The sequence below is a fragment of the Muricoccus radiodurans genome (assembly GCF_050154705.1).
Taxonomy (GTDB): domain Bacteria; phylum Pseudomonadota; class Alphaproteobacteria; order Acetobacterales; family Acetobacteraceae; genus Roseomonas; species Roseomonas radiodurans.
This window is the reverse complement of record NZ_CP189561.1, coordinates 5,264,085-5,288,676: the sequence shown is the minus strand read 5'-3', so window position 1 is coordinate 5,288,676 and position 24,592 is coordinate 5,264,085. Positions and strand designations below refer to the sequence as shown.

Genomic DNA, 24,592 nt, shown 5'->3' with positions numbered 1-24,592 from the left:
CGCGGATCGGGCCCCGGGTGCGCGAGCGCCCGGGGCCTTTCGCGTTCCGGGGACCGCCTGTGATGCGCGCGACACGCCGCCCCCGATCGCGCTTCAAGGGGTGCCCTCCATGACGGAACCGCGACGGGCTTTGTGCGTTGGCTGGGCAGGTGCCGGTCCGGTAACGGGCGCCGGGGCCAGAACCACCGCATTCGGAGAACCGCCGATGATCACGCACAGCATCCGCGCCGCCGCCCTCGTCCTGGCCTTCGGCGGGCTGGCCGCCTGCGCCGACCGCGACCCGCTGAACACCGCCGGCCGGCCGGATGGCACCCCGGGCAACCCGCCGGGCACCGCCGTCTCGCGCACCGTGGCCAGCGACCCGCTGAACACCGCCGGCCGGCCGGACGGCACCCCGGGCAACCCGCCGGGCACCGTCGTGTCCCGCGCCAACGCCCGCGCCGGCGACCCGCTGAACACCGAGGGCCGTCCGGACTGCACGCCGGGCAACCCGCCGGGCACCGTCGTCTCCCGCACGCTGGGCACCACGGACCCGAATGACTGCGCGCCGGTGCGTTCGACGCGTCGCCGCCGCTGAGTTCCCCTGGACGGGGCCGTGCCCCGTCCACCTCTGTGGCGGGGCGGTGACCGATGGGTCATCGCCCCGCTCCGTTTTCCGCGTTTCAGCTTTTGACCGGTGATTCGCTTTCCGGCATTGATGTCGGTTCCCGCAAGGTGCCGCGATCCTCGCCGCCACGGGAGACGCCGGGAGAGTGATCCTTTGATCCCCGCTCTGATGCCGAACTACAACCGTGCCGACCTCGCCTTCGAGCGGGGTCAGGGCGCCTGGCTGTGGGACGCGCAGGGCCGACGATTCCTGGACTTCGGCTCGGGCATCGCGACCAGCAGCCTGGGCCACGCGCACCCGCATCTGGTGCAGGCGATCGCGGATCAGGCGGCGAAGGTGATGCACACCTCCAACCTGTACCGCGTGCCGCAGGCCGAGCGGCTGGCGGCCCGGCTGGTCGAGGCGACGCCCTTCGCGGACAGCGTCTACTTCTGCAACTCGGGCGCCGAGGCAAACGAGGGAATGATCAAGGCGGTGCGGAAGTACCACGCCGCCAATGGCCACCCCGAGCGCTTCCGCACGATCTGCTTCGAAGGCGCCTTCCACGGGCGCACGCTGGCGATGATCTCCGCCACCGGGAACGCGAAGTACCTGGAGGGCTTCGGCCCGCCGGTCGAGGGCTTCGACCACGTTCCCTTCGGCAACATGAACGCCGTGCGCCAGGCGATCACGAAGGAGACGGCGGCGATCCTGATCGAGCCGGTGCAGGGCGAGGGCGGCGTGCGCCCGGCCGACCTGCGCTTCCTGCAGGAGCTGCGCGCGGCCTGCGACGAGTTCGGCATCCTGCTCGCGCTCGACGAGGTGCAGACCGGCATGGGCCGGTCCGGCAAGCTCTGGGCCTATCAGTGGTCCGGGATCGAGCCGGACGTCATCTCCTCCGCGAAGGGCATCGGCGGGGGCTTCCCGCTGGGTGCCGTCATCGCGCGGGAGAAGGTGGCGGAGCACCTGAAGCCCGGCACCCATGGCAGCACCTATGGCGGCAACCCCCTCGCCTGCGCGGCGGGGAATGCCGTGCTGGACGTGATCCTCGCGCCGGGCTTCCTGGACGGCGTGGACCGTGTGGCGCGGCATCTCTGGCGCGGGATGCAGGATCTGGCCGGGCGCCACCCGCGCGTGGTGGTGGGCGTGCAGGGCGCCGGGCTGCTGCTCGGGCTGAAGCTCGTGGACGGCGTGTCCAACACGGAGATGCAGGCCGCCGCCGTGGCGGAGGGGCTGCTGACGGTGGCCGCGGGCATGAACGTGCTGCGCGTCGCGCCGCCGCTCATCATCACCGAGGCCGAGGCGGACGAGGCGCTGCGCCTGCTCGACCGCGCCTGCCTGCGGATGACGCCGAGCGAGGCCAGGGCGGCCGCGAAGTGAGCGCCGCGCTGAAGACCGTGGCGGGGGGGGCTCCCCCCCGCCACTTCCTGGAGCTGATGGACATCGAGCCGGGCGCGCTGCGCCGGATGCTCGATCTCGGCACCCGCGCGAAGCGAGGGGAATCGCTGGGACAGCCGCTGGCCGGCAAGACCGTCGCGCTGATCTTCGAGAAGCCGTCCACCCGCACCCGCGTCTCCTTCGAGGTGGGCATCCGCCAGCTCGGCGGGCAGGTGACGACGCTGACGAAGGGCGACACCCAGCTCGGCCGAGGGGAGACGCCGGCGGACACGGCGCGCGTGCTGTCGCGCTACGTCGATGCGATCGTGCTGCGCACCGACGACGTGCGGAAGATCCGCGAGCTGGCGGAATACGCGACGGTCCCCGTCATCAACGGGCTCACGGACATCTCCCACCCCTGCCAGCTGATGGCCGACGTGATGACCTTCGAGGAGCATCGCGGCCCCATCGCCGGGCAGGTGGTCGCCTGGACCGGGGATGGCAACAACGTCGCGCAGTCCTTCATCCAGGCGGCGGCGCGCTTCAACTTCACGCTGCGGCTGGCGACCCCGCCGGAACTGGCACCGCCCGCCGACCTCGTCGCCTGGGCCCGCGCCCAGGGGGCGAAGGTGGAGCTGACGAACGACCCGAGCGCGGCCGTCGCGGGCGCTCGCTGCGTGGTGACGGACACCTGGGTCTCCATGAGCGACGAGGGGGAGGCGACGCGGAACCGCCACAACCTCCTCGCCCCCTACCAGCTCAACGCCCGCCTGCTCTCCCACGCGGCGCCGGATGCCATCGTCATGCACTGCCTGCCCGCCCATCGCGGGGAGGAGATCACCGACGAGGTGATGGACGGCCCGCAGAGCGTGGTGTTCGACGAGGCGGAGAACCGCCTCCACGCCCAGAAGGGCGTGCTGCTCTGGGCGCTGGGCCTGGCCTGATCTGCAAGCCCGGCCGGATCGGCGCGCGGGACGGCGCGCCCGGTCCGGCTCCGGCTCGGATGGTCGTGGATAGGCGGCACCGATCCCACCGCTAGGATCGAAGCCGCATCTGGGCGCCCAAGCTTCAGGTAGCGTCTCCTCATCGGAATGAGTCGAGAGGAGCGTTGGATGTCCGGGAACTACTTGGACCAGAACAGCGACCTGAATTACGCGACCCGCGGCATCGGGAAGATGGTCGCGAGCGCTTTGCTCGCGGGTGCGGGGGACGCCACGGCCGCGGCGGCCGCGCAGTGGAAGGTGTTCTACCTCACCCAGCTCCTGCAGCGGTACTACACGGCGTCGGACTCGAATTCGATGGCCGTGAGATCGAACTGACGGACGTGAAGCAGGCCATCCTCTACGCCCGCGGAAAGAAGCAGTCGAAGGCCGTCCGCAAGACCTTCCTGGCGGGCACGAAGCTGAGCCTCCAGGTGGCCTCGGTCGCGGGGGGCGCGACCATCGGCTCCGCCATCCCGGGCGCCGGCACGGCGCTCGGCGCCGCCGGCGGCGTGGTGGCCGGCATGGGCTTCGGCTTCACCGTCACGCCCGCCGACCGGATCAAGCGGTCCGCGAAGGGCATCTACAAGCACTACAAGGGCACGCGCGGGCGGCACAGGATGCGGGCGGCGGCCTGCCTGATGCACCGCCATGTCCCGGCCTATGACTGGGCCTGTGGCGCGAACCCGGCGGACTACGCCCTGCGGATCATCCTCGGCGCGGACCACGACGAGGTGATGGCCTGGAAGGGCGTGATGCGGGTACACCCGAAGCGGCCCTTTCCAGCGGCCCTGCCGCATCACGCTGCAACGGGGCTGAGCCGTCCCGTTCGCGCCGCGCCCTGTGATCAGGGCCGGCCGCGCCCTATCTGAATAGGGTGCAAGACGTCACCCGCCCCTCCGAAACCCCCGATTTCCTCAACCATGACCGCCCGCCCGTGCCCGACCTCGTGGTGGCTTCCGGCGTCACGCCCTTCCACCTGGACGGGCGGCCGGTGCGCGGCCGGCTGGTGCGGCTCGGCCCCCTCGCCGACGCCCTGATCGGCCGCCACGACCTGTCCGAGGATGCCAGCCGCCTGCTCGGCCAGGCGCTGGCGCTGACGGCCGGGCTCGCGGCCGCGCTGAAATTCCGCGGCTCCTTCTCCCTCCAGGCCAAGGGGGACGGGCCCGTCTCCCTGCTGCTCGCCGACTGCACGGACGCGGGCGAGCTGCGCGGCCACGCGAAGGCGGAAGGCCTGCCGGCGGGAGAGGCGGCGGCGTTGCTCGGCAAGGGCTTCCTCGCCTTCACCTGCGACCAGGGCCCGGACATGGACCGCTACCAAGGCATCGTCGCGATCGAGGGCGAGACCCTGGCCGACATGACCGGGGCCTATTTCGCGGCCTCCGAGCAGCTGAAGGCCTTCGTGCGCCTCGCCGCGCGCCGTACGCCCGCGGGATGGCGCGCCACCGCCCTCATCCTCGAACGCGTGGCGGGTGGGGGCGGCATCGCCGGCCTGACCGATGCGGAGCAGGACGACGCCTGGCAGACCGCCACCACCCTCGCCGCCACGGTGAAGGAGGAGGAGATGCTGGACGACACCCTGCCGCCCCGGGGCCTGCTGCACCGGCTCTTCCACGCGGAGGGGCTGCTGGTCGACCAGCCGCGCGCCCTCTCCTATGGCTGCCGCTGCTCCCGCGCGCGTCTGGCGACCGTGTTGCAGGGCTTCCCCGAGGCCGACCTGGACGACATGGCGGAGGATGGGCTGATCACCATGACCTGCGAGTTCTGCAACCTCTCCTTCCGCTTCGACCGCACCGAGGTGAGGGGTGGCGCCGGGCGGGCCTGATCGGTTAACCCCTTCGCGTCGCGTAAGGGGAGTCGGCCTCGGATGATGCAGCGTTCCCTGCCCCGGCGGCTGGCCCTGGTGGCGCCCCTGGCGATCGCGGCCTGCGGTCCCGGGGCACCCGCCCCGCCCCTGGCGCCGCGCATCGAGGGCTATGCCTACCTCACCCCGCTCCGCCTGAACGTGGCGGATCTGGAGGTGGTGCCGGCGCTACCCGGTCCCGCCAGCCGCACCGACCCGCCCGCGCCGCGCGTGCCGGCCGAGGAGGTGGCGCGCATGGGACGCGACCGCATCGTCCCCTCCGGCTCCGCCAACCGGGCGCGCTTCATCGTGGAGACGGCGACGCTGGTGCGGGAGGGCAACCGCATCTCGGTCCTGCTGCGCGCCCGCGTCGAGATCCTGGAGGATGACCGCCGCGTCGCCTTCGCCGAGGCCGAGGCGCGCCGGACCGAGGGCGGCGCCAACACGAACGCCGAGGCCATCGTCGCCCGCGCCATGTCCGACCTGAACGTGGAGTTCGAACTCCAGGTCCGGCGCAACCTGCGGGACTGGCTGATCACCGCCTCGCCCACAGGCCCTGCGGAGGAGCCGGGGCCGGTGCAGCGGGAGGACCTTCCCCGCGGCTGATCCCTCCCGCACACTCGCACGGCACGGCGCGTCGCGCGCCGGATGTCCACCGCGGGGGAATGCCGAATGGCCGCCAAGATCAGCCTCTCCAACCCGACCGGCCTGCATGCTCCGGCCTCCCGCTACTCCCACGCCGCGCTGGTGGAGGGCGCGACGCGGGTGCTGCACATCTCCGGGCAGGTCGGCGTGAGCGCCGATGGCACGATCAGCCCGGACCCGGTCGTGCAGGTCGAGCAGGTCCTGGCGAATCTGGACGCCGTGCTGAAGGCGAACGGGATGAGCCGGACGAACATCGCGAAGGTCACGATCTTCCTCACGGACCGCGCCATGCTCTCCCTTTGGCGGGAGCGGCGGGATGCCTGGCTCGGCGACCATCCGGCCGCGGCGAGCCTCTTCATCGTGGCGGGCCTGGCCGATCCGCGTTTCCTCGTGGAGGCGGAGGCGGAAGCCTACGCCTGAGGGCCGCTCAGGCCTGAGCGCAACCGGGACCGGGGTTCGGACGCTTCACCTTCCCAGAGAAGGAGGTGTCCCATGACCCCGAACCGTCTCGCATCCCTCCTGGCCCCCCTCGCTGCGATGGTCGGGCTGGCGGGTTGCGTCGCCTATGATCCCTATTATCCGGCCGCGACGGTCTACACGCCCGCGCCCTATGTCGCGGCGCCGGCCGCGACCTATGCGCCGCCCCCGCCGGCCTATGCGCCGTCCGTGGCCGCGGCGCCCTATGCCTCGCCCATGCCGCGCTACGACTACATCGGCGATGCGGAGCGGGCCCGCCGCTCCTATGGCCCCGGCTACGCCTCCGCCGCCACGGTGGATCCGTACTGCCGCGAGGCCTATGCCGAGGCCGCCGGCGCGGAGCGCACGGCCGCCATCACCGGCCGCTACGACGACGCGGCGCGCGCCGCGCGGACCGACGGCTACTATCGCCGCGATTGCTGAGCCCCTTCGGGCTGCCGCGCCGATCATGTGTGCGGGGCGCTGGGAGACCAGCGCCCCGCCTCATGCGAAGGGCAGGATGAGCGGCGTCGCTATCCCTCGAAGTTCGCGCCACGCCCGTTGATGATGGACAGGAATTCCCGCCGCGTCGCGTGATCGTCGCGGAAGGAGCCGAGCATGTGGCTCGTGACCATGCTGACGCCGTGCTTGCGCACGCCGCGCGTGGTCATGCACTCGTGCGCCGCCTCGATCACCACCGCGACGCCGAGCGGCTTCAGCACGTCCTGGATGGCGTGGGCGACCTGCGCCGTCAGCTTCTCCTGGATCTGCAGGCGATGGGCGAAGGCGTCCAGCACGCGGGCCAGCTTGCTGATCCCCACCACCCGGCCGTTCGGGATGTAGCCGATATGCGCGCGGCCGATGATCGGGACCATGTGGTGCTCGCAGTGGCTCTCCATCCGGATGTCGCGCAGCACGACCATCTCGTCGTAGCCAGCCACCTCCTCGAAGGAGCGCTCCAGAAGCTCCACCGGGTCGGTCAGGTAGCCGGAGAAGAATTCGCCGTAGGATTTCGCCACGCGCTTCGGCGTGTCGCGCAGGCCTTCCCGGTCCGGGTCGTCGCCGGCCCAGAGGAGGAGCGTGCGGATGGCGGCCTCGGCCTCCTCCCGCGTGGGGCGGCGGTGGCCGGCGGCATCGGCGGGAAAGACGCCGGTCAATTTGGGCGGGGTGTCGTCACTCACAGGATGGGTCCCTGGTCATCGCGGCCGAAGATGGCGTGACAGGCGGCCAGCGCAAGCGCGGCGCCGGTCAGTTCACCGTCATCCGCCCGTGCGGGCTGTCGAGCGAGAAGGCCGGGATCTCCACGTCGAAGGCCTCTCCGCTGCCGCTGACGATCATGTGGTAGAAGCCCCGCATGAAGCCGGACGGCGTCGCGAGCGGCGTGCCGGACGTGTACTCGAAGGCCTCTCCCGGCTCGAGCACGGGTTGTTCCCCCACCACGCCGTCTCCGTGCACGCGCTGGGTACGGCCCATCCCGTCCGTGATCTGCCAGCTCCGCTTGAGGAGCTGGACCGTCTCCCGCCCCTCGTTCCGGATCTCGACGCGGTAGGCCCAGACGTGGCGGCCCTCATCGGGACGCGACTGGTCCTCCAGGTAGAAGGCGCGGACCGTCACCCGCACATTGCGCGTGACGGCGGTGAAGGCGCCGCTCATGGGGCGCTCTCGGCCCTGGGCGAAGGCTCGTGGGACGCATGCGTCCAACTCCCCCAGTCCCCCGTCCGCCGGGGGACTTGTCCCCTGGCCCCCACTTTGTCGCCTCCGATCGCGGACATCTCCGCCCCCCTCTGGCGAAAAGACAGATCGCGGGGTCCGCGGGGCGCGCTCGCCCCCCGGCGGAGGGTCCGGGAGGCCGAGCCTCCCGGGGCCGCCCACGCCCTCATGCCCGACGTCCCAGCAGTGCCGTCGCGAGGCCGGCGCCGATCAGGAGGGAGCCGCCCGTGCGGTTCAGGACCCGGCGCGGGCCGGGGCGGCGGATCGCGCCGGACAGGCGACCGGCCAGGAGCGCGTAGCACAGCGCATTGGTCGCCCCGAGCGTCACGAAGGTGATCACAAGCAGCACCGCCTGCGGCAGGAAGGGCCGCGTGGCATCCAGGAACTGCGGCACGAAGGCGACGAAGAAGGCGATGCCCTTCGGGTTCGTGGCGGTGACCAGGAAGGCCTGGAGGCCGGCGCGGCGGGGCGGCAGCGGCGCGGGCGCGCCCTCGACCGGGGCGCGCCACATCCTGATGCCCAGCCAGATCAGGTAGGCGGCGCCGCACCACTTCAGCACGGTGTAGGCGGTGGCCGAGGCGGCGAGGAGCGCGCCCAGCCCGGCCAGCGACAGGGACATGGCGAGGAAGTCCCCGGCGGCTACGCCAGCCACGAGCGGCAGGGTGGAGCGGCGCCCGCCCCCGAGGGACTGGCCCAGCACCAGGAGGATGGTGGGGCCGGGGATGACCAGCATGGCCGTCGCGGCCGCGACGAAGGCGAGCCAGACCTCGATGGACATGGAGCGCGTCTCCTGTGCCGCCCCATTTTGCCGCCGGGCGCAGGGGCAAGTCCACCAAGGCCGATCCTCGGCCGGACGCCTCGGCTGCGGCAGCGGGCCGGGACCGGGCGGAAGGGCCTGCGATCCGGCGGGATCGCAGGCCGGCCGCCGGGCTACTCCGCCGCAGCGCGCAGGCTGCCGCGGGTGGCGTCGAGGGCCTGGGCGAGGTCCTCGATCACGTCCTGCACGTCCTCCAGCCCCACGGAGAGGCGGACGGTGCCGTCGGTGATGCCGAGCCGCGCCCGCTCCTCCGGTCCCACCTTCATGTGGGTGGTGGTGGCGGGGTGGGTGACCATGCTCCGCGCGTCGCCGAGGTTGTTGGAGATGTCCACCAGCCGCAGCGCGTTCAGCACGCGGAAGGCGGCGTCCTTGCCCCCGGCCACGTCGAAGGTGACGAGGCTGCCGCCGGCGGACATCTGCTTCCGCGCCAGCGCCTGTTGCGGGTGGGAGGCGAGGAAGGGGTAGAGGGTGCGGGACACCTCCGGCCGGGAGGCCAGGAAGTCCGCGACTTTCGCAGCGTTGGCGCACATGGCGGGGATGCGGATGTGCAGCGTCTCCAGACCCTTCAGCACGACCCAGGCGTTGAAGGGGGAGATGCTGGGGCCGGTGTTGCGGATGAAAGGCTGGAGCGTGTCGTCCACCCACTTCTTGCTGCCGAGCACGGCGCCGCCGAGGACGCGGCCCTGGCCGTCGAAGTGCTTCGTGGCGGAGTAGACGACGACATCAGCGCCGAACTCCATCGGGCGCTGCAGGAGCGGCGTGGCGAAGACGTTGTCCACCACGACGATCGCGCCGGCGGCGTGCGCCAGGTCCGAGACGGCGCGGAGGTCCACCATCTCCAGCATCGGGTTGGACGGGGTTTCCAGCAGCACCAGGGCGGTGCGGGTCTTCAGCGCATCCGCCCACTGGTTGAGGTCGGCGCCGTCCACGAACACCGTCTCGATCCCGTAGCGCGGGAGGAGGGTGGAGACGATCCAGTGGCAGGAGCCGAAGAGTGCGCGGGACGCGACGACGCGGTCCCCGGCCTTCAGGTGCGACAGCATCGCCGCGTGCACCGCCGCCATGCCGGAGGCGGTGACGCGGCAGGCCTCCGCGCCTTCCAGCGCGGCGAGCTTCTGCTGCAGCGCCTCGATCGTCGGGTTGCCGAAACGGGAGTACTGGTAGTGCTGCGCGGTGCCGAGAAAGGTGTCCTCGGCCTGCTGCGCGCTCTCGTACATGAAGCCGGAGGTGAGGTGCACCGGCTCCGACATCTCATCGTAAGAGGAGCGGTTCTGGCCGCCGCGGACGAGGATGGTCGCAGGGCGGAAGGGCTGGTCGGGAAGGCTGCGGGGCATTCGGGGGTTCCATCAGACGTGATGGCCCGGCGTGGGCGGGCGCCCGTGGGCACGCCGCCGCGACCGTTTAGCGCGTTTCTTTAAGCTCGCCGCAAGCTGGCCGACAAATCGCGAGCACGGGATGACCCGTAGGGTGGTTCTAGGCCAGGGGTGGGCGGCGGGGCAAGACGGGGTGGCGGTCTTGCCGCTGGGGGCCGTGGCCGCTAGGTTGCGGGAACCTCGGGCACGCGGGCGTAGTTCAGAGGTAGAACGTCAGCTTCCCAAGCTGAATGTCGTGGGTTCGATTCCCATCGCCCGCTCCAATTACTTCGTTCCGAACAGCCGGTCCCCCGCATCCCCCAGACCGGGCCGGATGTACGCGTGCTCGTCCAACTCCCGGTCCACGGCGCAGGTGAACACCTCCACATCCGGGTGCGCCTCCGCCAGCACCTCCAACCCCTCCGGCGCCGCCAACAGGCAGGCGAAGCGCAGGTCCTGGCACCCCGCCATCTTCAGCCGCCCCACCGCGGCCGCGGCGGAATGGCCGGTGGCCAGCATCGGGTCCACCAGGATCACGGGGCGCTCGGCCACGTCCTCCGGCAGCTTCAGGTAGTATTCCACCGGCACCAGCGTCGCCGGGTCCCGGTACAGGCCGATGTGCCCGACGCGTGCGGAGGGAACGAGGTCCAGCATCCCCTCCGCCAGCCCCGCGCCGGCGCGCAGGATGGAGACGATGCACAGCTTCTTGCCGGCCAGGGCCGGGGCCATCATCGGCTCCAGCGGCGTCTCGACCGGCACCTGCTCCAGCCGCAGGTCGCGCGTCACCTCATAGGCCATCAGCAGCGCCACTTCCCGCGCCAGGCGGCGGAATTCGCCGGTCGAGGTCTCCCGCCGCCGCATCAGGGTCAGCTTGTGCTGCACCAAGGGGTGGGAGACGACCGTCAGGCGCGGGTGCATCGGGAACCTCATTCAGGGCGGATCGGGGCAGGACGCGGGGCGTGAATCCGACCCACAGCTAGAAGACGGTGCCGTCGGAGATCACGGCGATCGGCGGGGTGCCGCCTCGCAGGCGGGCGGCCAAGCGGCGGCCGGCGGCCCAGGTCCCGCCCTCCAGCACGCGGGCGAGCGGCAGCTCGGCGGCGGAAAGGTTTAGGGCGGAGCGCACCCCCTCCCCCACCCGGTCCAGCAGGGCGACGGTCAGGGCGCGCCACTCCACGATGGCGGGGTGGTCCACCGGCAGGGGCGCGGCCGCCAGGGCGGGGTCGCGCAGGGCGATCAGGCCGCTGTCCAGCATCAGGCCGCCGTTGCGGTATTCCGGCAGGCCGGTCAGGGCGTTCATGTCGGAGACGGGGATGCCCGCATCCTCGAAGATCTCGGCCAGGGAATAGGCCAGCCATTGGGAGAGCTTGTGGAAGGGGATCAGCCCCTCCGGCGCCAGATCGTGGCGCCACACGTCGCCCAGGTTCACGCCGTCCAGTGCGATCCGGCCGGGCCAGATGGGGCCGAGGCCGTCCAGCACCGCGGCCAGGATAGCGGGGGCGGACACTGGCCCCTCGGCCAGATGGGACACCAGCCCGCCGGGGCGGTGCGGATCGCTGCCGAACAGGTCCGGCCGTTCCCGAATGGCAGCGCCGAGCGCGCGCAGCAGCGCGGCCCGTCCCTCCAGCCCCTCCAACGGGTTCGCCTCCGTCACCTGGAAGGCGCGGGCCAGGGCGGCGGCGTCCACCGCCTCCAGCCCCGCCGAATCCGCCTGCAGGGGCCGCGCAGGGTCGGAGGAGAAGAGGCCGGCCCGGAAGGCGTCCAGGCTCGCCACCGCCAACCCCTCGGAGCGCGTCAGGGTGAATTCCGTCTCCGGCTCCACGTAGCGCCAGGCCGCGCCGGCGCCGGCGTCCAGCAGGACGGAGACGATGCAGAGGTCGCCGCGCAGCCGCAGCGTCTCCGCCTTGTCCATCGTGGGCCGCTCGACGGCCAGCCTCGCCCAGCGATCCGTCCCGCCCGCCGCGAAGTGCCGCCAGCGCGCGTGATAGGGGATGCGGAGGTCCGGGTAGTTCTCACGGATCGTGTCCAGCACCTCCGACACCGCGGCGGAGAGGCGGTCGGGGTGGTAGGTGAAGTGCGGCAGGGCGTCGCGCTCGGCGAGGGCCAGCATGGCCCCAGCGCGCGCCCGGATCGTCGCCGGGTCCCGCAGGACGGCGACGCGGGCCGAAACCGTGGTGCTCAACCTTCCAGCCCGCGTCCCTTGGCGAGCCGCAGCTCCTCGGCTTCCGGCACGCGGTCGGTGAAGTAGCCGGCGGCCTTCTTCGCATCCATCTCCACCTGCGCGTCGGCGGGGATCAGGCCGTCCGGGATGGGGATGCGCTCCACCACCTCGATGCCGGAGGAGACGATGGGCGCGTGCTTCATGTTGCTCATAGAAACGAGCTGGTCGATGCGCGCGATGCCCAGCCAGTGCAGCACGTCCGGCATCAGCTCCTGGAAGCGCATGTCCTGCACGCCGGCGACGCATTCGGTCCGCAGGAAGTAGGATTCCGCGCGGTCCCCGCCCTCCTGCCGCTTGCGCGCGTTGTAGACGAGAAACTTCGTCACCTCGCCCAGCGCGCGCCCCTCCTTGCGGTTGTAGACGATGACGCCGACGCCGCCGGCCTGCGCCATGCGCGCGCACACCTCGATCCCGTGCGCGAGGTAGGGGCGGCAGGTGCAGATGTCGGAGCCGAAGACGTCGGAGCCGTTGCACTCGTCATGGATGCGGGCGGCGATCTTCGTGTTGGGATCACCGAGCTTCGCGGGATCGCCGAACAGGTACACCGTCATCCCGCCGATGGGCGGCAGGAAGACGCGCAGGTCCGGGCGCGTCACCAGCTCCGGGAACATGCCGCCAGTCTGCTCGAACAGGGAGCGGCGGAGCGCGTTCTCCCCGATGCCGAAACGGGCGGCGACGCCGGGCAGCCACCAGACCGGCTCGATCGCGATCTTCGTCACGCGAAGGTCGCCGTTGGCGGCGAGCACCGCGCCGTCCGGCGAGAGGCGGCCGGCCTCCATCGCCTCCCGCAGCTCCGGCATGTTCATGTGCGCGCGGGTGACGGCGATGGAGGGGCGGATGTCCCGCCCGGCCGCGAGCTGCGCCGCGAAGACCTCCGGCACCAGATGGCCCCAGGGGTCGAGGGAGACGATCTTCGCCGGGTCGCCCCACTGCGCGAAGGGGCCGATGGGGTCGGCGGGCCGGGTGTTCTCGAAATCCGGCCGGTGCGCGGGATCGAGCTGGCCGGAGGCGACCGCCAGAGCCCGGTAGAGCGAATAGGCCCCGGAATGCGTCCCGATGGCATTGCGCGCGGCGGGGTCCGTCAGCGTCGCGATGACCGGCCCCCGCTCCGCGGCCGTGGCGGCGCCCCAGGCGATGGGCGGCACGCTGCCCGCACGGGGGTGGGACGTCAGCACGATCGGCTGCGGCGCCGGGCGGCTGCGCAGGCGGTTCATCCCGGCAGGCGCCTCGGCGATGGTCGGCTCGGTCATCTCGGGTGGTCCGTCACAAGCAAGGGATGACGCTAAGGCTTAAGGCCGGGAAGGTGAATCCCCGCCTTAATCCGGTGTCAGGCCGATCTCCGCCACCAGCCGGCCCAGCCGCTCGTTGTCGGCCCGGATCTGGGCCGCGAACTCCGCCGGGCCGAAGACGAAGGGCTGCACCCCGATCGGCAGCTTCTCGACGAAGGCGGGGGTGGCCTGGATCTCCAGCACGTCGCGGGAGGCGCGCTCCACGATCGGCGCCGGAAGGCCGCGCGGGCCGAAGAGGCCGGACCAGGCGTTCAGCAGCCGCACGCCGGGCATCGCCTCGGCGAAGGTCGGGATCTCCGGGAATTCCGGGTGGCGGGCCGTGCCATTGAAGGCGATCGGCCGGAGCACGCCGGACTGCATGTGCGGCAGGGTGATGGAGAAGCTGTCCATCGTCACCTGCACCCGGTTCGCCAGCAGGTCGGTGTTGCCCGCCGCGCTCGTGCGGTAGGGCACGTGCTGCATCGGGAAGTCCAGCGCGCGCCGGATCGTCTCCAGATTCAGGTGCGGCACGGTGGCGTTGCCGGGGGAGTAGTAGAAGACCGGGCTGTCCGCCGGCCGCGCGCGGCAATAGGCGGCCAGTTCCGCCAGGGTATGCACCGGCAGCGACGAATGCACCGCCAGGAAGGCGCTGGAGACCGAGATGCCGGCGATCGGCGTCAGGTCCGTCAGGGGGTCGTAGCGCAGCGGCCGGGTGGTGTGCGGCACGATCGCCATGGCCGCGACCGAGACGATGCCGAGCGTCGTGCCATCGGCCGGGGCGCGGACGAGGTTGACCACCCCCACCACGCCGCCCGCCCCAGGCTGGTTGTCGATCACCGGACGCCCGCCCCAGCGCCGTGGCAGCTCCTCCGCGAAGACCCGGGCCACCTGGTCCGTGATGTTGCCCGCGCCGTAGGGGACGATGAGCTTCACCTGGCGCAGCGGGTCCCCCTGGGCCCGGGCCACCCCCGGCAGGGCCGAGGCGGCGGAGAGGAGAAGAAGGTCGCGCCGCTGCATGTGCCGGCCCTGATATTGCGGGTGCGAAGGCTAGGCACCGCCCGGGCCGGACCGCAACCCGTCCGCCGTCATCCCGTGCCGCGCGCGACCCTCGCGACCCGGACCCGGCTTCGCCCTTCCTGTCCGATCTGTCATCTTCCCGGCGAACCCCAAGGAATGACTGGTGAGCACAGGGCTTCTCGCGCTGCTGGACGATGTCGTCAGCCTGACCAAGGTCGCGGCCGCCTCCCTCGACGACGTGACGGCCCAGGCGGCGCGGGCGGGGACGAAGGCCATGGGCGTCGTGATCGACGACGCGGCCGTGACGCCCCGCTACGTCGTCGGCTTCGCCGCGTCCCGCGAGTTGCCGATCGTCTGGAAGATCGCGGTCGGATCGGTCAGGAACAAGCTTCTCTTCCTCCTGCCGGCGGCACTGCTGCTCTCCTATCTCGCGCCCTGGAGCATCACGCCGCTGCTCATGATCGGCGGTGCCTATCTCTGCTACGAGGGGGCGGAGAAGGTCTGGCACGCGCTCCAGCCCCACCAGGCCGAGGCGCATGAGGCCGCGACGGGCGCCGCGCCCCCGGACCCCGTCGCGCTGGAGGAGCAGCGGGTCCGCGGCGCCATCCAGACCGACTTCATCCTCTCGGCCGAGATCATGGCGCTGACCCTCGCCTCCCTCTCCGCCTCCCCCTTCGTCGCGCAGGCGGCGATCCTCGCGGTGGTGGGGGTCGGCATCACGGTGCTCGTCTACGGCGCGGTGGCGCTCATCGTGAAGGCGGACGACGTGGGCGTCGCGCTGGCGGCGAACGACCGGCCGGTCACGACGCTGCTCGGGCTGCGCGCTCCGCGGGCGGGCGGAGAGGCGTCCGGCGCCGACCGGGCGCTGCGCCCCCTGGTGCAGGGCCTGGGCCGCGGCTTGGTGAAGGGAATGCCGTTCTTCCTGCGCGTCCTGGGCATCGTCGGCACCGCCGCGATGCTTTGGGTGGGCGGGGGGATCCTGCTGCACGGGCTGGAGAGCTTCGGCATCAACGCCCCGGCCCATCTGGTGCACGAGGCCGCCGCCTGGGCCGGTCACGCGCTGCCGGCAGTGGATGCGGCCGTCGAGTGGTTCGTCACGGCGGCCCTGTCCGGGCTGCTCGGGCTGGCGGTGGGCGCCGCGCTGATCCCGGCGGTGGAGCATGTGGGGGTCCCGGCCGTGCGGGCGGCCCGGCGCATCCTCGGGCGGCCGCAGGCGCCGGCGGCGGGGGAAACGGCGAACCACTGATCTCCGGCCTCAGCCGGAAGCCGGATAAGCCCGGAACTCCTCCGGGGCCGTCAGAACGGGGCCGCACTGCCCGGCACCAAAGGGCGCGGGCGCGTCAGCGCCCCGGGGGTGCCTCCGGCTCTGGCGAGACGGCGTGCTGCGCGGCCTCGTCCTCCGACGCGCCGTCCCACGCCTTCGGTTCCGCCTGGCGCCGCGCCTCGGCCAGGAGCTTGCTCAGGATGCCGTCGAGGGCATCGCGCTCCTCCGCCGTCAGGACGCCGAGAAAAGCGTCGTCCCGGGTGCGGGCGGCATCCATCAGCCCCTCGAAGGTGCGGCGGCCGGCGGCGGAGAGGCGCAGCGTCACCTCCCGCCCGTCGTCGCGCCCGGTGGAGCGCAGCACGAGGCCGCGGGCGACGAGGGTGGAGATCACGCGGCTGACCTGGCTCTTGTCCAGGCCGGAGTGGAGCGACAGCTCCTTCAGCGCCATGGGGGCGAAGTCCCCGAGCAGCGCGAGGGTGCGCCACTCCATCAGGCTCACGCCGAAGGCCTCGCGGTAGCGCCGGGCGGCGCCGCGGGACAGCGCGTTGGCCAGCCGGTGCACCCGGTAGGAGAGCAGGTCGCGGATGGTGCGCGACGGGCGCTGGGCCTCGGGCATCAGGGCACGGGGACGAACGGGGTCATTGCGCGCCCTCTAGCACGGCGCGGGCCGGGAAGGCACGCCGCCCGTGCGGGCCGCCCACCGGGGGCCGCGTTGACCGGGAATGGCGAGATCGTTTACGGCGTCAACCAATTCATCGGGCCATCACGGCGGGCGGGGACGGCAGTGCGACTGACGGAGGCGGAGGGCAAGGCGATCCTGGCCCGCCATGGTGTGGCGCGGCCCCGCGGGGCCCTGCTGCAGGGAGATTCCTTACCGGCGGGGGCGGGGGCGGATGCCTGGCCCGGCCTCGTGCTGAAGGCGCAGATCCCGGAGGGCGGGCGCGGCAAGCGCGGCCTGGTGCGGCGCGTGACGGCGGCCGAGTTGCCAGCCGCCCGCGCGGCGATGCTGGAGATCCTGGGCGACCCGGAGGCGGGCTTCCTGCTGGAGGAGGCGGCGGAGATCGAGCGGGAGCTCTACCTCGCGCTCCGGGTGGACGGCACGGCGCAGACGATCGAGGCGATGATCGGGCCCGAGGGCGGGGTGGAGGTGGAGTCGAACGTCGCCTCCCTCATCCGCGCCTCCCTGGACCCGGAGGCGCCGGGCGCGGCGGAGGCGATCTTCGCCCGGCTGGGCGACGCGCTCCCCCCTTCCCTGGCGGCCCGGGTGGCACGGGAGGCGGTCCGGCTGGCGCGGGTCATGGCCGCGGAGGACCTGTCCCTGCTGGAGATCAACCCGCTGGCGGTGGTGGGCGGGCGGCTGGTCGCGCTGGACTGCAAGATGGAGCGCGACGACGCCGCCGCCTTTCGCCACGACCGCGCCGCGACGGCGGCCAGCGCCCGGCTGGAATCCCGCGCCCTGACGCCGCTGGAGCGGGAGGCGCGGACGCGCGGCTTCGCCCTGGTGGAGCTGCCGGGCGACGTGGCCCTCGTCACCGCCGGGGCGGGGCTGGGCATGCTGATGATGGACCTGCTGGCCGATGAGGGCCTGACCGCCGCGTGCTTCATGGACAACCTCGTCGGCGGCCCTGCCGACACGACGGAGGCGCGGCTGGAAGCGGCCTGGACCCTGGCGGAGCGGGCGGAGGTGAAGGCGATCCTGTTCTACACGACGTTGGCATCGCGGCCGCTGGGGGAGCGTGTGGACCACCTGCTGGGCTTCCTGGCGAACCGGCCGGCGCCGAAGCCGGTCTATGCGGGCTTCGCCGCCGCGCCCTCCGCGGCGCGCGGGCTGGACCTAGACGCGGCGCGGGCGCGGCTGCGCGCCGCGGGGGTGGTGGCGCTGCACGAGGACCCGCGCGAACTCGTCCGGGCGGTGGCGGCGGCATGATCCCCTTCCTCGATGCACCGCCGCGCCGCGTGGTGGTGCTGAACGCGACCGGCCGTTACGCCGCGCGTCAGGTGACGATGATGCGCGAAGGCGGGACGCCCATCGTCGCCGGGATCGCGCTAGGCGCGGGCGGCGGGGTGCAGGACGGGGTGCCGTTGCTGGATTCGCTGGACGAGCTGGATGCGCCGGCGGATGCGGCGGTGCTCTACGCGCCGCCCGGGGCCACGGCGGACGCGGTGCGGGATTGCGCCGCGGCCGGCATCCGCACCATCGTCTCCGCCTCCGAATATGTGCCGGTGCACGATGCACTGCGCGCCGCGCGTGCGGCGAGGGCCGCAGGGTGCTGGCTGGTGGGGCCGAACACGCTCGGGCTGTGCGTGCCGGGGAAGGTGCTGCTCGGCTCCGTCTCGCCGGCCTTCTGCTCGCCGGGCTCGGTCGCGGTGCTCACGCGCAGCGGCACGCTGACCCTGGCCGTGTCGCGCCTGCTGACGGCGGCGGGGGTGGGGCAGAGCGTGGTCGTGCACATGGGCGGGGACACGGTGATCGGCCGCAACCCACATGAGTACCTCGCGGCCCTGGCGGACCATGGACCGACCCGCGCCGTCCTCTATGTCGGCGAGATCGGTGGCGACAAGGAATACGCGCTCGCCGAGGCCATCAGCGGCTTCGCCAAGCCGGTGGTCGCCATGATCGCCGGCCGCCACGCGCCGGAGGGCCGCCAGATGGGCCATGCCGGCGCCCTGATCGGCGAGGCGCGGGAGGGCGCGGCCGCGAAGCTCGCCGTGCTGCGCGAGGCGGGCGCGCAGGTGGCCCGCACGCCCTATGACGCCATCGAGATCCTGAAAGGGTTGATCTGATGCCCGACGTGATCCTGTGTGAGTGCTTCTGCCGCGACGGGCTGCAGCACGAGCCCGGCACGATCCCCGCCGCCGACAAGGCGGCCATGGTGAACCGCCTGGCGGAGATCGGCTTTCCCCGGATCGAGATCACCTCCTTCTCCCACCCGAAGCACGTGCCCCAGTTCGCGGATGCGGATGAGGTGCTGGCCGCCGTGCCGCCGCGACCGGGCGTGTTGTTCAAGGCGACCTGCCCCAACCCGGCGGCGGTGAAGCGGGCCCTGGCCGCGAAGGCGGCCGGGCGCGGGCCGGAGGAGATCTCCTTCCTCGTCTCCGCGAGCGAGGGGCACACGAACAAGAACCTGCGCCGCACCCGCGCGGAGCAGTGGGCGAATGTGGAGGAGATGGCGCGGCTGGCGAACGGCGAGTTCGTCGGCGTCGGCACGATCTCCGTCGCCTTCGACTGCCCCTTCGACGGCCCGACGCCGGAGGAACGGGTGGAGGAGGATGCGCGGCACTTCGCAAGCCTTGGCATCAACCGGATCGCGATCGGCGACACAGTGGGATCGGCCACGCCGCCGCGCGTGAAGTCGCTGATGCGCCGCCTGCAATCGGCGCTGCCGGATGCCACCATCATCGCCCATTTCCACGACAGCCGCGGCACCGGCACCGCCAACGCGGTGGCGGCGCTGGAGGCGGGGATCACCTATTTCGACACCGCGCTCGGCGGCACGGGCGGACATCCCGCCGGCATCGCCTATGGCGAGGGCTTCACCGGCAACGTCTGCACCGAGGATTTCTGCACGCTGCTGGAAGCGATGGGCGTGGACACCGGCCTGGACATGGGCGCGCTGATGCAGGCGGGCCGCGCCGCGGAGGCCCTGCTGGGCCGCACCCTGCATTCCCGCACCGTCCGCATGGGAGAGAGCGCATGAGTGACGAATCCCCCTTCCTGGTGACGCGCACGGGCGGCGTGGTGCGGGCGGTGTTCAACCGCCCCGCGCGCCGCAACGCGCTGAGCGCCGATCTCGTCGAGCGGCTGGATGCGCTGCTGGCGGAGTTGAAGGAGGACCGCGCGGCCCGCGTGCTCGTCCTGTCGGGCGCGGGCGGCCATTTCTGCGCGGGGCTGGACCTGACGGAGGTGGGCGCGCCGCTCCCGCCCGAGCAGAAGCTGGCCGCGCAGGCCGAGCGCAACCGCCGCACCGGGGCGCGCTTCGCCGCCCTCGCGTCCCTGCCGCAGGTGGTGATCGCGGCGGTGCAGGGCTCGGCCTTCGCGGGCGGGCTCGGCTTCGTCTGCGCGGCGGACATGGCCTTTGCCACCGCGGATGCGCGCTTCGCGGCACCGGAGGCGCGGCGCGGCCTCGTCGCGGCGCAGATCCTGCCCTGGATCACCCACCGGACCGGCCCCAGCGCCGCCAAGCGCATGGTGCTGCAGGGCCGCACCCTGAACGCGGAGGAAGCTGGCCGCATCGGCCTCGTGCACGAGGTGGTGCCGGACGCCGCCGCGCTGGACGCGCTGGTGGAGACGACCATCGCCGACGTCATGCAGGGCGCGCCCGGCGCGCTGGCGGAGACGAAGGGAATGCTCGCCGCGCTCGGCGGCGCGGTGCCGCCGGGCTACGCGGAAGCCGCCGCCGCCTCCTTCGCGCGCTGTGCCGCCTCCGGCGAGGCGGAGGAAGGGATCGCGGCGTTCAAGCAGAAGCGGGCGCCGAACTGGGTGGCCTAGCAGCAGCGGGATGGTGCTCCGGCCCGCCCGTGCCGTCGCGGCGGAGCACCTTCGCGCAGGACGCCGCATAAGGTCGGAGAAGCAGACGCCGTCGCGCAGCCCTGAAGGCATCTCACGGCGGTGCGGGTTCGCCCTGCCGATCAGGTTCGCGGAAGAAGCCGTTCAGCGTCCCCAAGTCCTGGCGGGAGGCTCGATAGAAGCGACAAATCCCATCTCCTTGTCCTCACCGTGCGGAATGAGATTTCAGCGGGAAGAACTACTGAATCACTGACGCTGCAATGCAGCGTTAGCCTTGTTTGAACGATACCGCGGTGGCATCGTCGTCCAGGCTTTAACAAATGAGCTTGGATGTGAGGCGATGAAGGCTCTGAACGTCTATGTCGGCTGGGACAGCCGGGAGGACATCGCGTTCCGGGTCTGCAAGCATTCGATCGTCCGGCACGCCAGGTCGCCCGTCGAGGTCTTCCCGCTGAAGCAGCCGAGCTTGCGGGAGCTTGGACTCTACCGGCGCCGGCGCGACGCGGCCTCCACGGAGTTCTCGCTCACGCGCTTTCTCACGCCCTACCTCGCCGCGACAGATGACTGGTGCGTCTTCGTGGACTGCGACTTCCTCTTCACCGCCGATGTCGCCGCGCTGACGCAGACGCTCGACCGCTCGAAGGCCGTGTACGTCGTGCAGCACGACTACGTCCCCCGCTACGCGGAGAAGATGGACGGCCAGACCCAGACCACCTATCCCCGCAAGAACTGGTCGTCCTTCATCGTCTTCAACGGCGCGCATCCCGCCGTGCAGTCCCTCACGCCGCAGGCGATCAACACGATGTCGCCGGCGGAGCTGCACCGCTTCACCTGGGCGGCGGACGCGGATATCGGCGCGCTCGATCTCGGCTGGAACTTCCTGGAAGGCGAGTATGAGCGGCCTGCCAAGCCACCGCAGGCCATCCACTACACGAACGGCGGGCCCTGGTTCGACCAGTGGCAGAACGTAGACTTCGGCGATCTCTGGCGGGCCGAGCGGGAGCTGTATCTCCGCTCCGCGTGGGCCGAAGCCTTGCCGGATTGACGCTGCGCTCCCCGTCACGCCATCCGTATCGGTGAGCCGCCGAGGCATGACGCGCCTCCTTCTCCCGCTGATCGGGCAGCACGACATCCTTCTCTCCCCGGAGACGGTCGCCGCGGGTGTCTCGCTCGACCTTCTCGGCGGCGGGGCGGTGGTGATCCGGCTGCGGCTGGAGCCGGGCGCCTCCGCCCTCGCGCTCGGCAGCCGGCGCGGCGCGGCCTGGGGCCGCCCGTATCGCTGCGATCCCCCGCACCCCGGCCCGGACGGCGCGGCGCGCCTCACCCTCCTCTGCGACGGCTCCTCGGCCCGGTTGCGCGACGGCGTGACGCCGCTGGGGAGCATGCCCCTGCGGCTGCCGCCCGATCCGGTGGTCGAGGTCGAGCTTCCCGCGGGCGTGCGCCTGACCACCACCGCCGCCCTCCCCTCCCTCGCGGCCCCGGCGGCCGCGTCGCCCGGTCCTGCGCCGCCAGCGCCCGAGTGGCCGGCCCTGCCGAACCGCTTTCCGGGGCCGGACGAGTATGGCGGCGCCTTCGACCAGGCCGATGAGCGCGGACTCCGCGGCTGGGTGCTGGCCCCCGTCGGCCACCCCGAAGCCCTCCGGGTCGAGGCGATCGTCGACGGCGAGGTGGTCGCGCACAGCTACGCCATCCTCCCTCGCTCGGATCTCGCGGAGAGCGGGCGTGACAGCCGCTGCGGATTCCGCCTCACCTGGTCGCGGTTCGACCAGGAACGGGTGAGCCGGCTGGCCGGCACGGTGCCGGACGCGCCCGTGCGCATCACCGTGCCCGCGGCGGGAGGCGTGCTGCCCGCCCTCGTCGCGCCGACCGTCCGGGCGCTGGAAACCTGGATCGGCGGACCGTCAGCCCCGCCGCCGGAGCCCCTGGAAGCCTATGAGGAGATCGCGGATTCCGGGATCTTCGACGCTCCCTGGTACGTCCGGCGCTACGCCCCGCCGGGGGACGCGCTGTCCCACTACCTCGAGATCGGGGAGGCGGCGGGCCACCAGCCCTGCCTCTACCTCGAACCCTGGCGCGTGGCCCAGGCCCTCGGCCTGTCGGGCCTGCGCGGCGCCCTTCGCGCGTATCGCGCCGCGCCGGAGCGGGTTCCGGTCCCCGGGCTGCATTTCCACGCGGCCTGGTTCGCCGCCGTGCAGGACGTGCCGCCAGGCCGGACGCCGCTCGGCCACTTCCTCGCCCACCGGCGGGCGCTCAGCCCCAACCCGCATCTGGACGTGCCGCTCTACCGCCGGCTCCAGGGCGGGCTGCCCGATGTCGCGGACCCCTACGAGCACTTCCTCGACCGCGCGACCACGGGGCGGGACGCGCCGAACCCGGACTTCGATGCCCGGCTCTATGCCGAGACGGTGGGAGAGGCGGCCGCGCGCGACCAGCCCTTCCTGCACCGCCTCCGTGCGGCGACGCGGCGGCGGCGCGCGCCGCCGCTTCCCTCTGCCGAGGGCGAGCGGGTCTCGGTGGTCGTGCCGAATTATCGCTACGCCCGCTTCATCGTGCCGCGGCTGGCCTCGATCTTCGCGCAGACCCACCCGCCCCACGAGGTGATCGTGCTCGACGACGCCTCCCCGGACCGCAGCGTGGAGGTGATCGAGGCCGCGGCGGCCCACAATGGCTGGCCGATCCGGCTGGTCGCGAGCGGCACCAACTCCGGCAACGTCCAGCGGCAGTGGCGGGCCGGGCTGGACCTCTGCGGCGGCGACCTCGTCTGGATCGCGGAGGCGGACGACCTGTCGGATCCCCGCTTCCTGGAGACCCTCGTCGCCGCGCTCCGCGACGACCCGGGGGCGATCCTCGGCTTCACGGATTCCACCGCGATCGATCCGGAGGGGCGCGTGACGCGCCCCGACCACAAGGCCTACTTCAGGATGCTCGGCGACGGCACGCTTCTGGAGGACGCGGCCATGCCGGCGGAGCGGTTCCGCAACCGCTTCCTCTACCCGCGCAACCTCCTGCTCAACGTCTCCTCCGCCCTCTGGCGGCGTGGCGCGCTGGAACGCGCCTTCGAGGCGCTGGGAGAGGAGGCCTACGACTTCGTCCTCGCGGGAGACTGGCGCCTCTATGCCGCGGCCTGCGGCTTCGGCGGGACCGTGCACTACCGCGCCGCGCCACTGAACCAGCACCGCGCGCATGACGGCAGCGTCCGCGAGCGCCTGGACCGTCCCGCGCAGCTGGCGGAGATCCGGCGGATGCACGGCATCCTCGCCCCCCTCGTGCGTCCGGACGAGGAGGCCCGGAACGCTGCGGAGAGCTTCATCCGGCACCTGGAGACGCACTGGAAACTCGCCCCGGCCGACACCCCGCCCATCCCGGCGCAGGAGGACGCGTGAGCGAGATCGCCAGCCCGCCGCCGGCCACCGATCCGGCGCACCGCTTCGTCGTCGTCGCGGACCGGATCGGCGCGACGCAGCACATCAGCTTCGCGCAGCCCCTCGCCGCCGCCCGCGCCGCGGGCCATGCCGCCCTGACCATGGCGACCGACAAGAAGCTCGGCGCCACGCCGGAGGTGCAGGCGGACTTCTGGGCGAAGCACCGGCCGACCGCGCTCTTCCTGTCGCGCTACACCGGGGAACGGGCGGCGGCGCTCGTCGCGCGCGCGCGGGCGGAGGGGGTGCCCGTCATCTACCACATCGACGACGACCTGCTCGCGCCGCCGATCTCGCTCGGGCCGGACAAGTACGCCCATTACAGCGACCCCGCGCGCCTCGCCGGGCTGCGCGCGACGATGGAGCTGTCGGACCTGATCTACGCCTCCACCACGCCGTTGCGGGACGCGCTGGTCGGGCACGGGCTCTCGCGGCCGGTGGTGGCCGGGCGGGTCTACTGCACCCTCGATACGTCCCTTCTCCCGCCGCCGCTGCCGGCCACCGGTCCGGTGATCGGCTACATGGGCACCGAGGGCCATGCGGAGGACCTCGCCCTCGTGCTGCCGGTCATCGAGCGGCTGATGGATGCCATGCCGGAACTTCGCTTCGAGACCTTCGGGACGATCGCCCACCCCGCGCGGCTGGCCCGCTTCACCGGCCGCACGGCCCACCACGCGCCGCTGGGGGATTACGGCCTCTTCCTCGCGAGGCTCGCCTCCCTCGGCTGGTGGGTCGGGCTGGCGCCGCTGCAGGACGGGCCGTTCAACCGCTGCAAGGCGGATACGAAATGGGTGGAGTACGGCCATGCCGGCATGGCGGTGGTCGCGTCCGCCGGCCCGGTCTATGCCCGCGCCTGCGCCGATGGGGCGGGGCTGCTCGCCGGGGACGACGCATCCTGGGCCGCGGCCATCGGCGCCCTGCTGCGGGAGGCCCCGGCCCGCGCCGAGATGCTCCGCCGCGCGCGCGACCGCCTTCGGGCGGAGTACGACCACGCCGCGCTCGCGGCGCAGCTGTTCGACGTCGTCGCCGAAGCGCGTCGCGTTGCCGCCGGGGCAAACCGCTGATGCGGCCGCATGCCCACCGTACCGGACCCGGCCGCCCGGCCGCGGCCACGCCAGACCTGCCGGAGA

General features: G+C 72.6%; 26 protein-coding genes, 1 tRNA gene and 1 riboswitch. Of the genes, 18 read left to right on the top strand and 9 right to left on the bottom strand.

Annotated features, from left to right (window positions below):
• Positions 1-205: 205 nt before the first annotated feature.
• The 9 genes from ACP6CK_RS24585 (at position 206) to ACP6CK_RS24545 (ending at position 6,331) form a co-directional block, all read left to right on the top strand.
• Positions 206-577: a hypothetical protein gene (locus ACP6CK_RS24585; RefSeq protein WP_426955960.1), complete on the top strand. Its 372-nt coding sequence runs from the start codon at positions 206-208 to the stop codon at positions 575-577.
• Positions 578-760: 183 nt separating this feature from the next.
• Positions 761-1,966: an aspartate aminotransferase family protein gene (locus tag ACP6CK_RS24580; RefSeq protein WP_426955959.1), complete on the top strand. Its 1,206-nt coding sequence runs from the start codon at positions 761-763 to the stop codon at positions 1,964-1,966.
• On the top strand, positions 1,963-2,907 hold the full coding sequence (gene argF, locus ACP6CK_RS24575) for an ornithine carbamoyltransferase (RefSeq protein ID WP_426955958.1): 945 nt from the start codon (positions 1,963-1,965) through the stop codon (positions 2,905-2,907). The genes ACP6CK_RS24580 and argF overlap by 4 nt, the downstream gene beginning before the upstream one ends.
• 168 nt (positions 2,908-3,075) lie before the next feature.
• Positions 3,076-3,282 carry a hypothetical protein gene (locus ACP6CK_RS24570; RefSeq protein WP_426955957.1) on the top strand — a complete coding sequence of 69 codons (207 nt, stop codon included), beginning with the start codon at positions 3,076-3,078 and terminating at the stop codon, positions 3,280-3,282.
• Between the two features lie 5 nt (positions 3,283-3,287).
• Positions 3,288-3,815: a hypothetical protein gene (locus ACP6CK_RS24565; protein WP_426955956.1), complete on the top strand. Its 528-nt coding sequence runs from the start codon at positions 3,288-3,290 to the stop codon at positions 3,813-3,815.
• Positions 3,816-3,820: 5 nt separating this feature from the next.
• Positions 3,821-4,768, top strand: coding sequence for an Hsp33 family molecular chaperone HslO (locus tag ACP6CK_RS24560; RefSeq protein ID WP_426955955.1), 948 nt, complete (start codon positions 3,821-3,823; stop codon positions 4,766-4,768).
• 42 nt (positions 4,769-4,810) lie between these two features.
• Positions 4,811-5,392 carry a hypothetical protein gene (locus ACP6CK_RS24555; protein WP_426955954.1) on the top strand — a complete coding sequence of 194 codons (582 nt, stop codon included), beginning with the start codon at positions 4,811-4,813 and terminating at the stop codon, positions 5,390-5,392.
• Between the two features lie 66 nt (positions 5,393-5,458).
• On the top strand, positions 5,459-5,851 hold the full coding sequence (locus tag ACP6CK_RS24550; RefSeq protein WP_426955953.1) for a RidA family protein: 393 nt from the start codon (positions 5,459-5,461) through the stop codon (positions 5,849-5,851).
• Between the two features lie 72 nt (positions 5,852-5,923).
• Complete coding sequence (locus ACP6CK_RS24545) at positions 5,924-6,331, top strand: hypothetical protein (RefSeq protein WP_426955952.1); 408 nt, start codon at positions 5,924-5,926, stop codon at positions 6,329-6,331.
• Positions 6,332-6,420: 89 nt separating this feature from the next.
• Here ACP6CK_RS24545 and folE read toward each other — a convergent pair whose 3' ends face one another.
• The 4 genes from folE to metZ all read right to left on the bottom strand — a co-directional run bounded on the left by folE (position 6,421) and on the right by metZ (position 9,748).
• Positions 6,421-7,044, bottom strand: coding sequence for a GTP cyclohydrolase I FolE (folE, locus tag ACP6CK_RS24540; RefSeq protein ID WP_426959972.1), 624 nt, complete (start codon positions 7,042-7,044; stop codon positions 6,421-6,423).
• A gap of 91 nt (positions 7,045-7,135) precedes the next feature.
• The gene (gene apaG, locus ACP6CK_RS24535; protein ID WP_426955951.1) at positions 7,136-7,540 is read right to left on the bottom strand and encodes a Co2+/Mg2+ efflux protein ApaG; all 405 of its coding nucleotides are present in this window, start codon (positions 7,538-7,540) and stop codon (positions 7,136-7,138) included.
• Between the two features lie 223 nt (positions 7,541-7,763).
• Complete coding sequence (locus ACP6CK_RS24530; RefSeq protein ID WP_426955950.1) at positions 7,764-8,375, bottom strand: LysE family translocator; 612 nt, start codon at positions 8,373-8,375, stop codon at positions 7,764-7,766.
• Positions 8,376-8,527: 152 nt separating this feature from the next.
• On the bottom strand, positions 8,528-9,748 hold the full coding sequence (gene metZ / locus ACP6CK_RS24525) for an O-succinylhomoserine sulfhydrylase (protein WP_426955949.1): 1,221 nt from the start codon (positions 9,746-9,748) through the stop codon (positions 8,528-8,530).
• Between the two features lie 47 nt (positions 9,749-9,795).
• Positions 9,796-9,873, bottom strand: a riboswitch (SAM riboswitch).
• 102 nt (positions 9,874-9,975) lie between these two features.
• Here metZ and ACP6CK_RS24520 point away from each other — a divergent pair.
• Positions 9,976-10,050 (top strand) — tRNA-Gly (locus ACP6CK_RS24520).
• A gap of 1 nt (position 10,051) precedes the next feature.
• Here ACP6CK_RS24520 and upp read toward each other — a convergent pair.
• The 4 genes from upp to ACP6CK_RS24500 form a co-directional block, all read right to left on the bottom strand.
• Positions 10,052-10,684 carry a uracil phosphoribosyltransferase gene (gene upp / locus ACP6CK_RS24515; protein WP_426955948.1) on the bottom strand — a complete coding sequence of 211 codons (633 nt, stop codon included), beginning with the start codon at positions 10,682-10,684 and terminating at the stop codon, positions 10,052-10,054.
• Positions 10,685-10,742: 58 nt separating this feature from the next.
• On the bottom strand, positions 10,743-11,948 hold the full coding sequence (locus tag ACP6CK_RS24510; protein ID WP_426955947.1) for a DUF1688 family protein: 1,206 nt from the start codon (positions 11,946-11,948) through the stop codon (positions 10,743-10,745).
• Positions 11,945-13,237: a GTP cyclohydrolase II gene (locus ACP6CK_RS24505; RefSeq protein ID WP_426955946.1), complete on the bottom strand. Its 1,293-nt coding sequence runs from the start codon at positions 13,235-13,237 to the stop codon at positions 11,945-11,947. Before ACP6CK_RS24505 ends, ACP6CK_RS24510 begins: the two co-directional genes overlap by 4 nt.
• Positions 13,238-13,303: 66 nt before the next feature.
• On the bottom strand, positions 13,304-14,272 hold the full coding sequence (locus ACP6CK_RS24500) for a Bug family tripartite tricarboxylate transporter substrate binding protein (protein WP_426955945.1): 969 nt from the start codon (positions 14,270-14,272) through the stop codon (positions 13,304-13,306).
• A 163-nt stretch (positions 14,273-14,435) separates the two neighbouring features.
• Here ACP6CK_RS24500 and ACP6CK_RS24495 point away from each other — a divergent pair, with 163 nt between their 5' ends.
• Entirely contained in the window at positions 14,436-15,518 is a 1,083-nt protein-coding gene (locus ACP6CK_RS24495; RefSeq protein WP_426955944.1) for a DUF808 domain-containing protein, read from the top strand.
• A gap of 94 nt (positions 15,519-15,612) precedes the next feature.
• Here the strand turns inward: ACP6CK_RS24495 and ACP6CK_RS24490 are convergent, their stop codons facing one another.
• Positions 15,613-16,152: a MarR family winged helix-turn-helix transcriptional regulator gene (locus ACP6CK_RS24490; protein ID WP_426955943.1), complete on the bottom strand. Its 540-nt coding sequence runs from the start codon at positions 16,150-16,152 to the stop codon at positions 15,613-15,615.
• A gap of 168 nt (positions 16,153-16,320) precedes the next feature.
• On the opposite strand from ACP6CK_RS24490, the gene ACP6CK_RS24485 reads away from it, so the two are divergent.
• The 7 genes from ACP6CK_RS24485 to ACP6CK_RS24455 all read left to right on the top strand — a co-directional run bounded on the left by ACP6CK_RS24485 (position 16,321) and on the right by ACP6CK_RS24455 (position 24,526).
• Positions 16,321-17,463: an ATP-grasp domain-containing protein gene (locus ACP6CK_RS24485; protein ID WP_426955942.1), complete on the top strand. Its 1,143-nt coding sequence runs from the start codon at positions 16,321-16,323 to the stop codon at positions 17,461-17,463.
• Positions 17,460-18,320: a CoA-binding protein gene (locus ACP6CK_RS24480; RefSeq protein ID WP_426955941.1), complete on the top strand. Its 861-nt coding sequence runs from the start codon at positions 17,460-17,462 to the stop codon at positions 18,318-18,320. The genes ACP6CK_RS24485 and ACP6CK_RS24480 overlap by 4 nt, the downstream gene beginning before the upstream one ends.
• Entirely contained in the window at positions 18,320-19,234 is a 915-nt protein-coding gene (locus ACP6CK_RS24475) for a hydroxymethylglutaryl-CoA lyase (protein WP_426955940.1), read from the top strand. Before ACP6CK_RS24480 ends, ACP6CK_RS24475 begins: the two co-directional genes overlap by 1 nt.
• Positions 19,231-20,025 (top strand): enoyl-CoA hydratase/isomerase family protein, encoded by a 795-nt coding sequence (locus ACP6CK_RS24470; RefSeq protein WP_426955939.1) that lies wholly within the window; start codon positions 19,231-19,233, stop codon positions 20,023-20,025. Before ACP6CK_RS24475 ends, ACP6CK_RS24470 begins: the two co-directional genes overlap by 4 nt.
• A 358-nt stretch (positions 20,026-20,383) precedes the next feature.
• Positions 20,384-21,088 (top strand): hypothetical protein, encoded by a 705-nt coding sequence (locus ACP6CK_RS24465; protein WP_426955938.1) that lies wholly within the window; start codon positions 20,384-20,386, stop codon positions 21,086-21,088.
• Positions 21,089-21,134: 46 nt separating this feature from the next.
• Positions 21,135-23,426, top strand: coding sequence for a glycosyltransferase family 2 protein (locus tag ACP6CK_RS24460; RefSeq protein WP_426955937.1), 2,292 nt, complete (start codon positions 21,135-21,137; stop codon positions 23,424-23,426).
• On the top strand, positions 23,423-24,526 hold the full coding sequence (locus ACP6CK_RS24455) for a hypothetical protein (protein WP_426955936.1): 1,104 nt from the start codon (positions 23,423-23,425) through the stop codon (positions 24,524-24,526). Before ACP6CK_RS24460 ends, ACP6CK_RS24455 begins: the two co-directional genes overlap by 4 nt.
• The last annotated feature ends 66 nt before the right edge of the window (positions 24,527-24,592 follow it).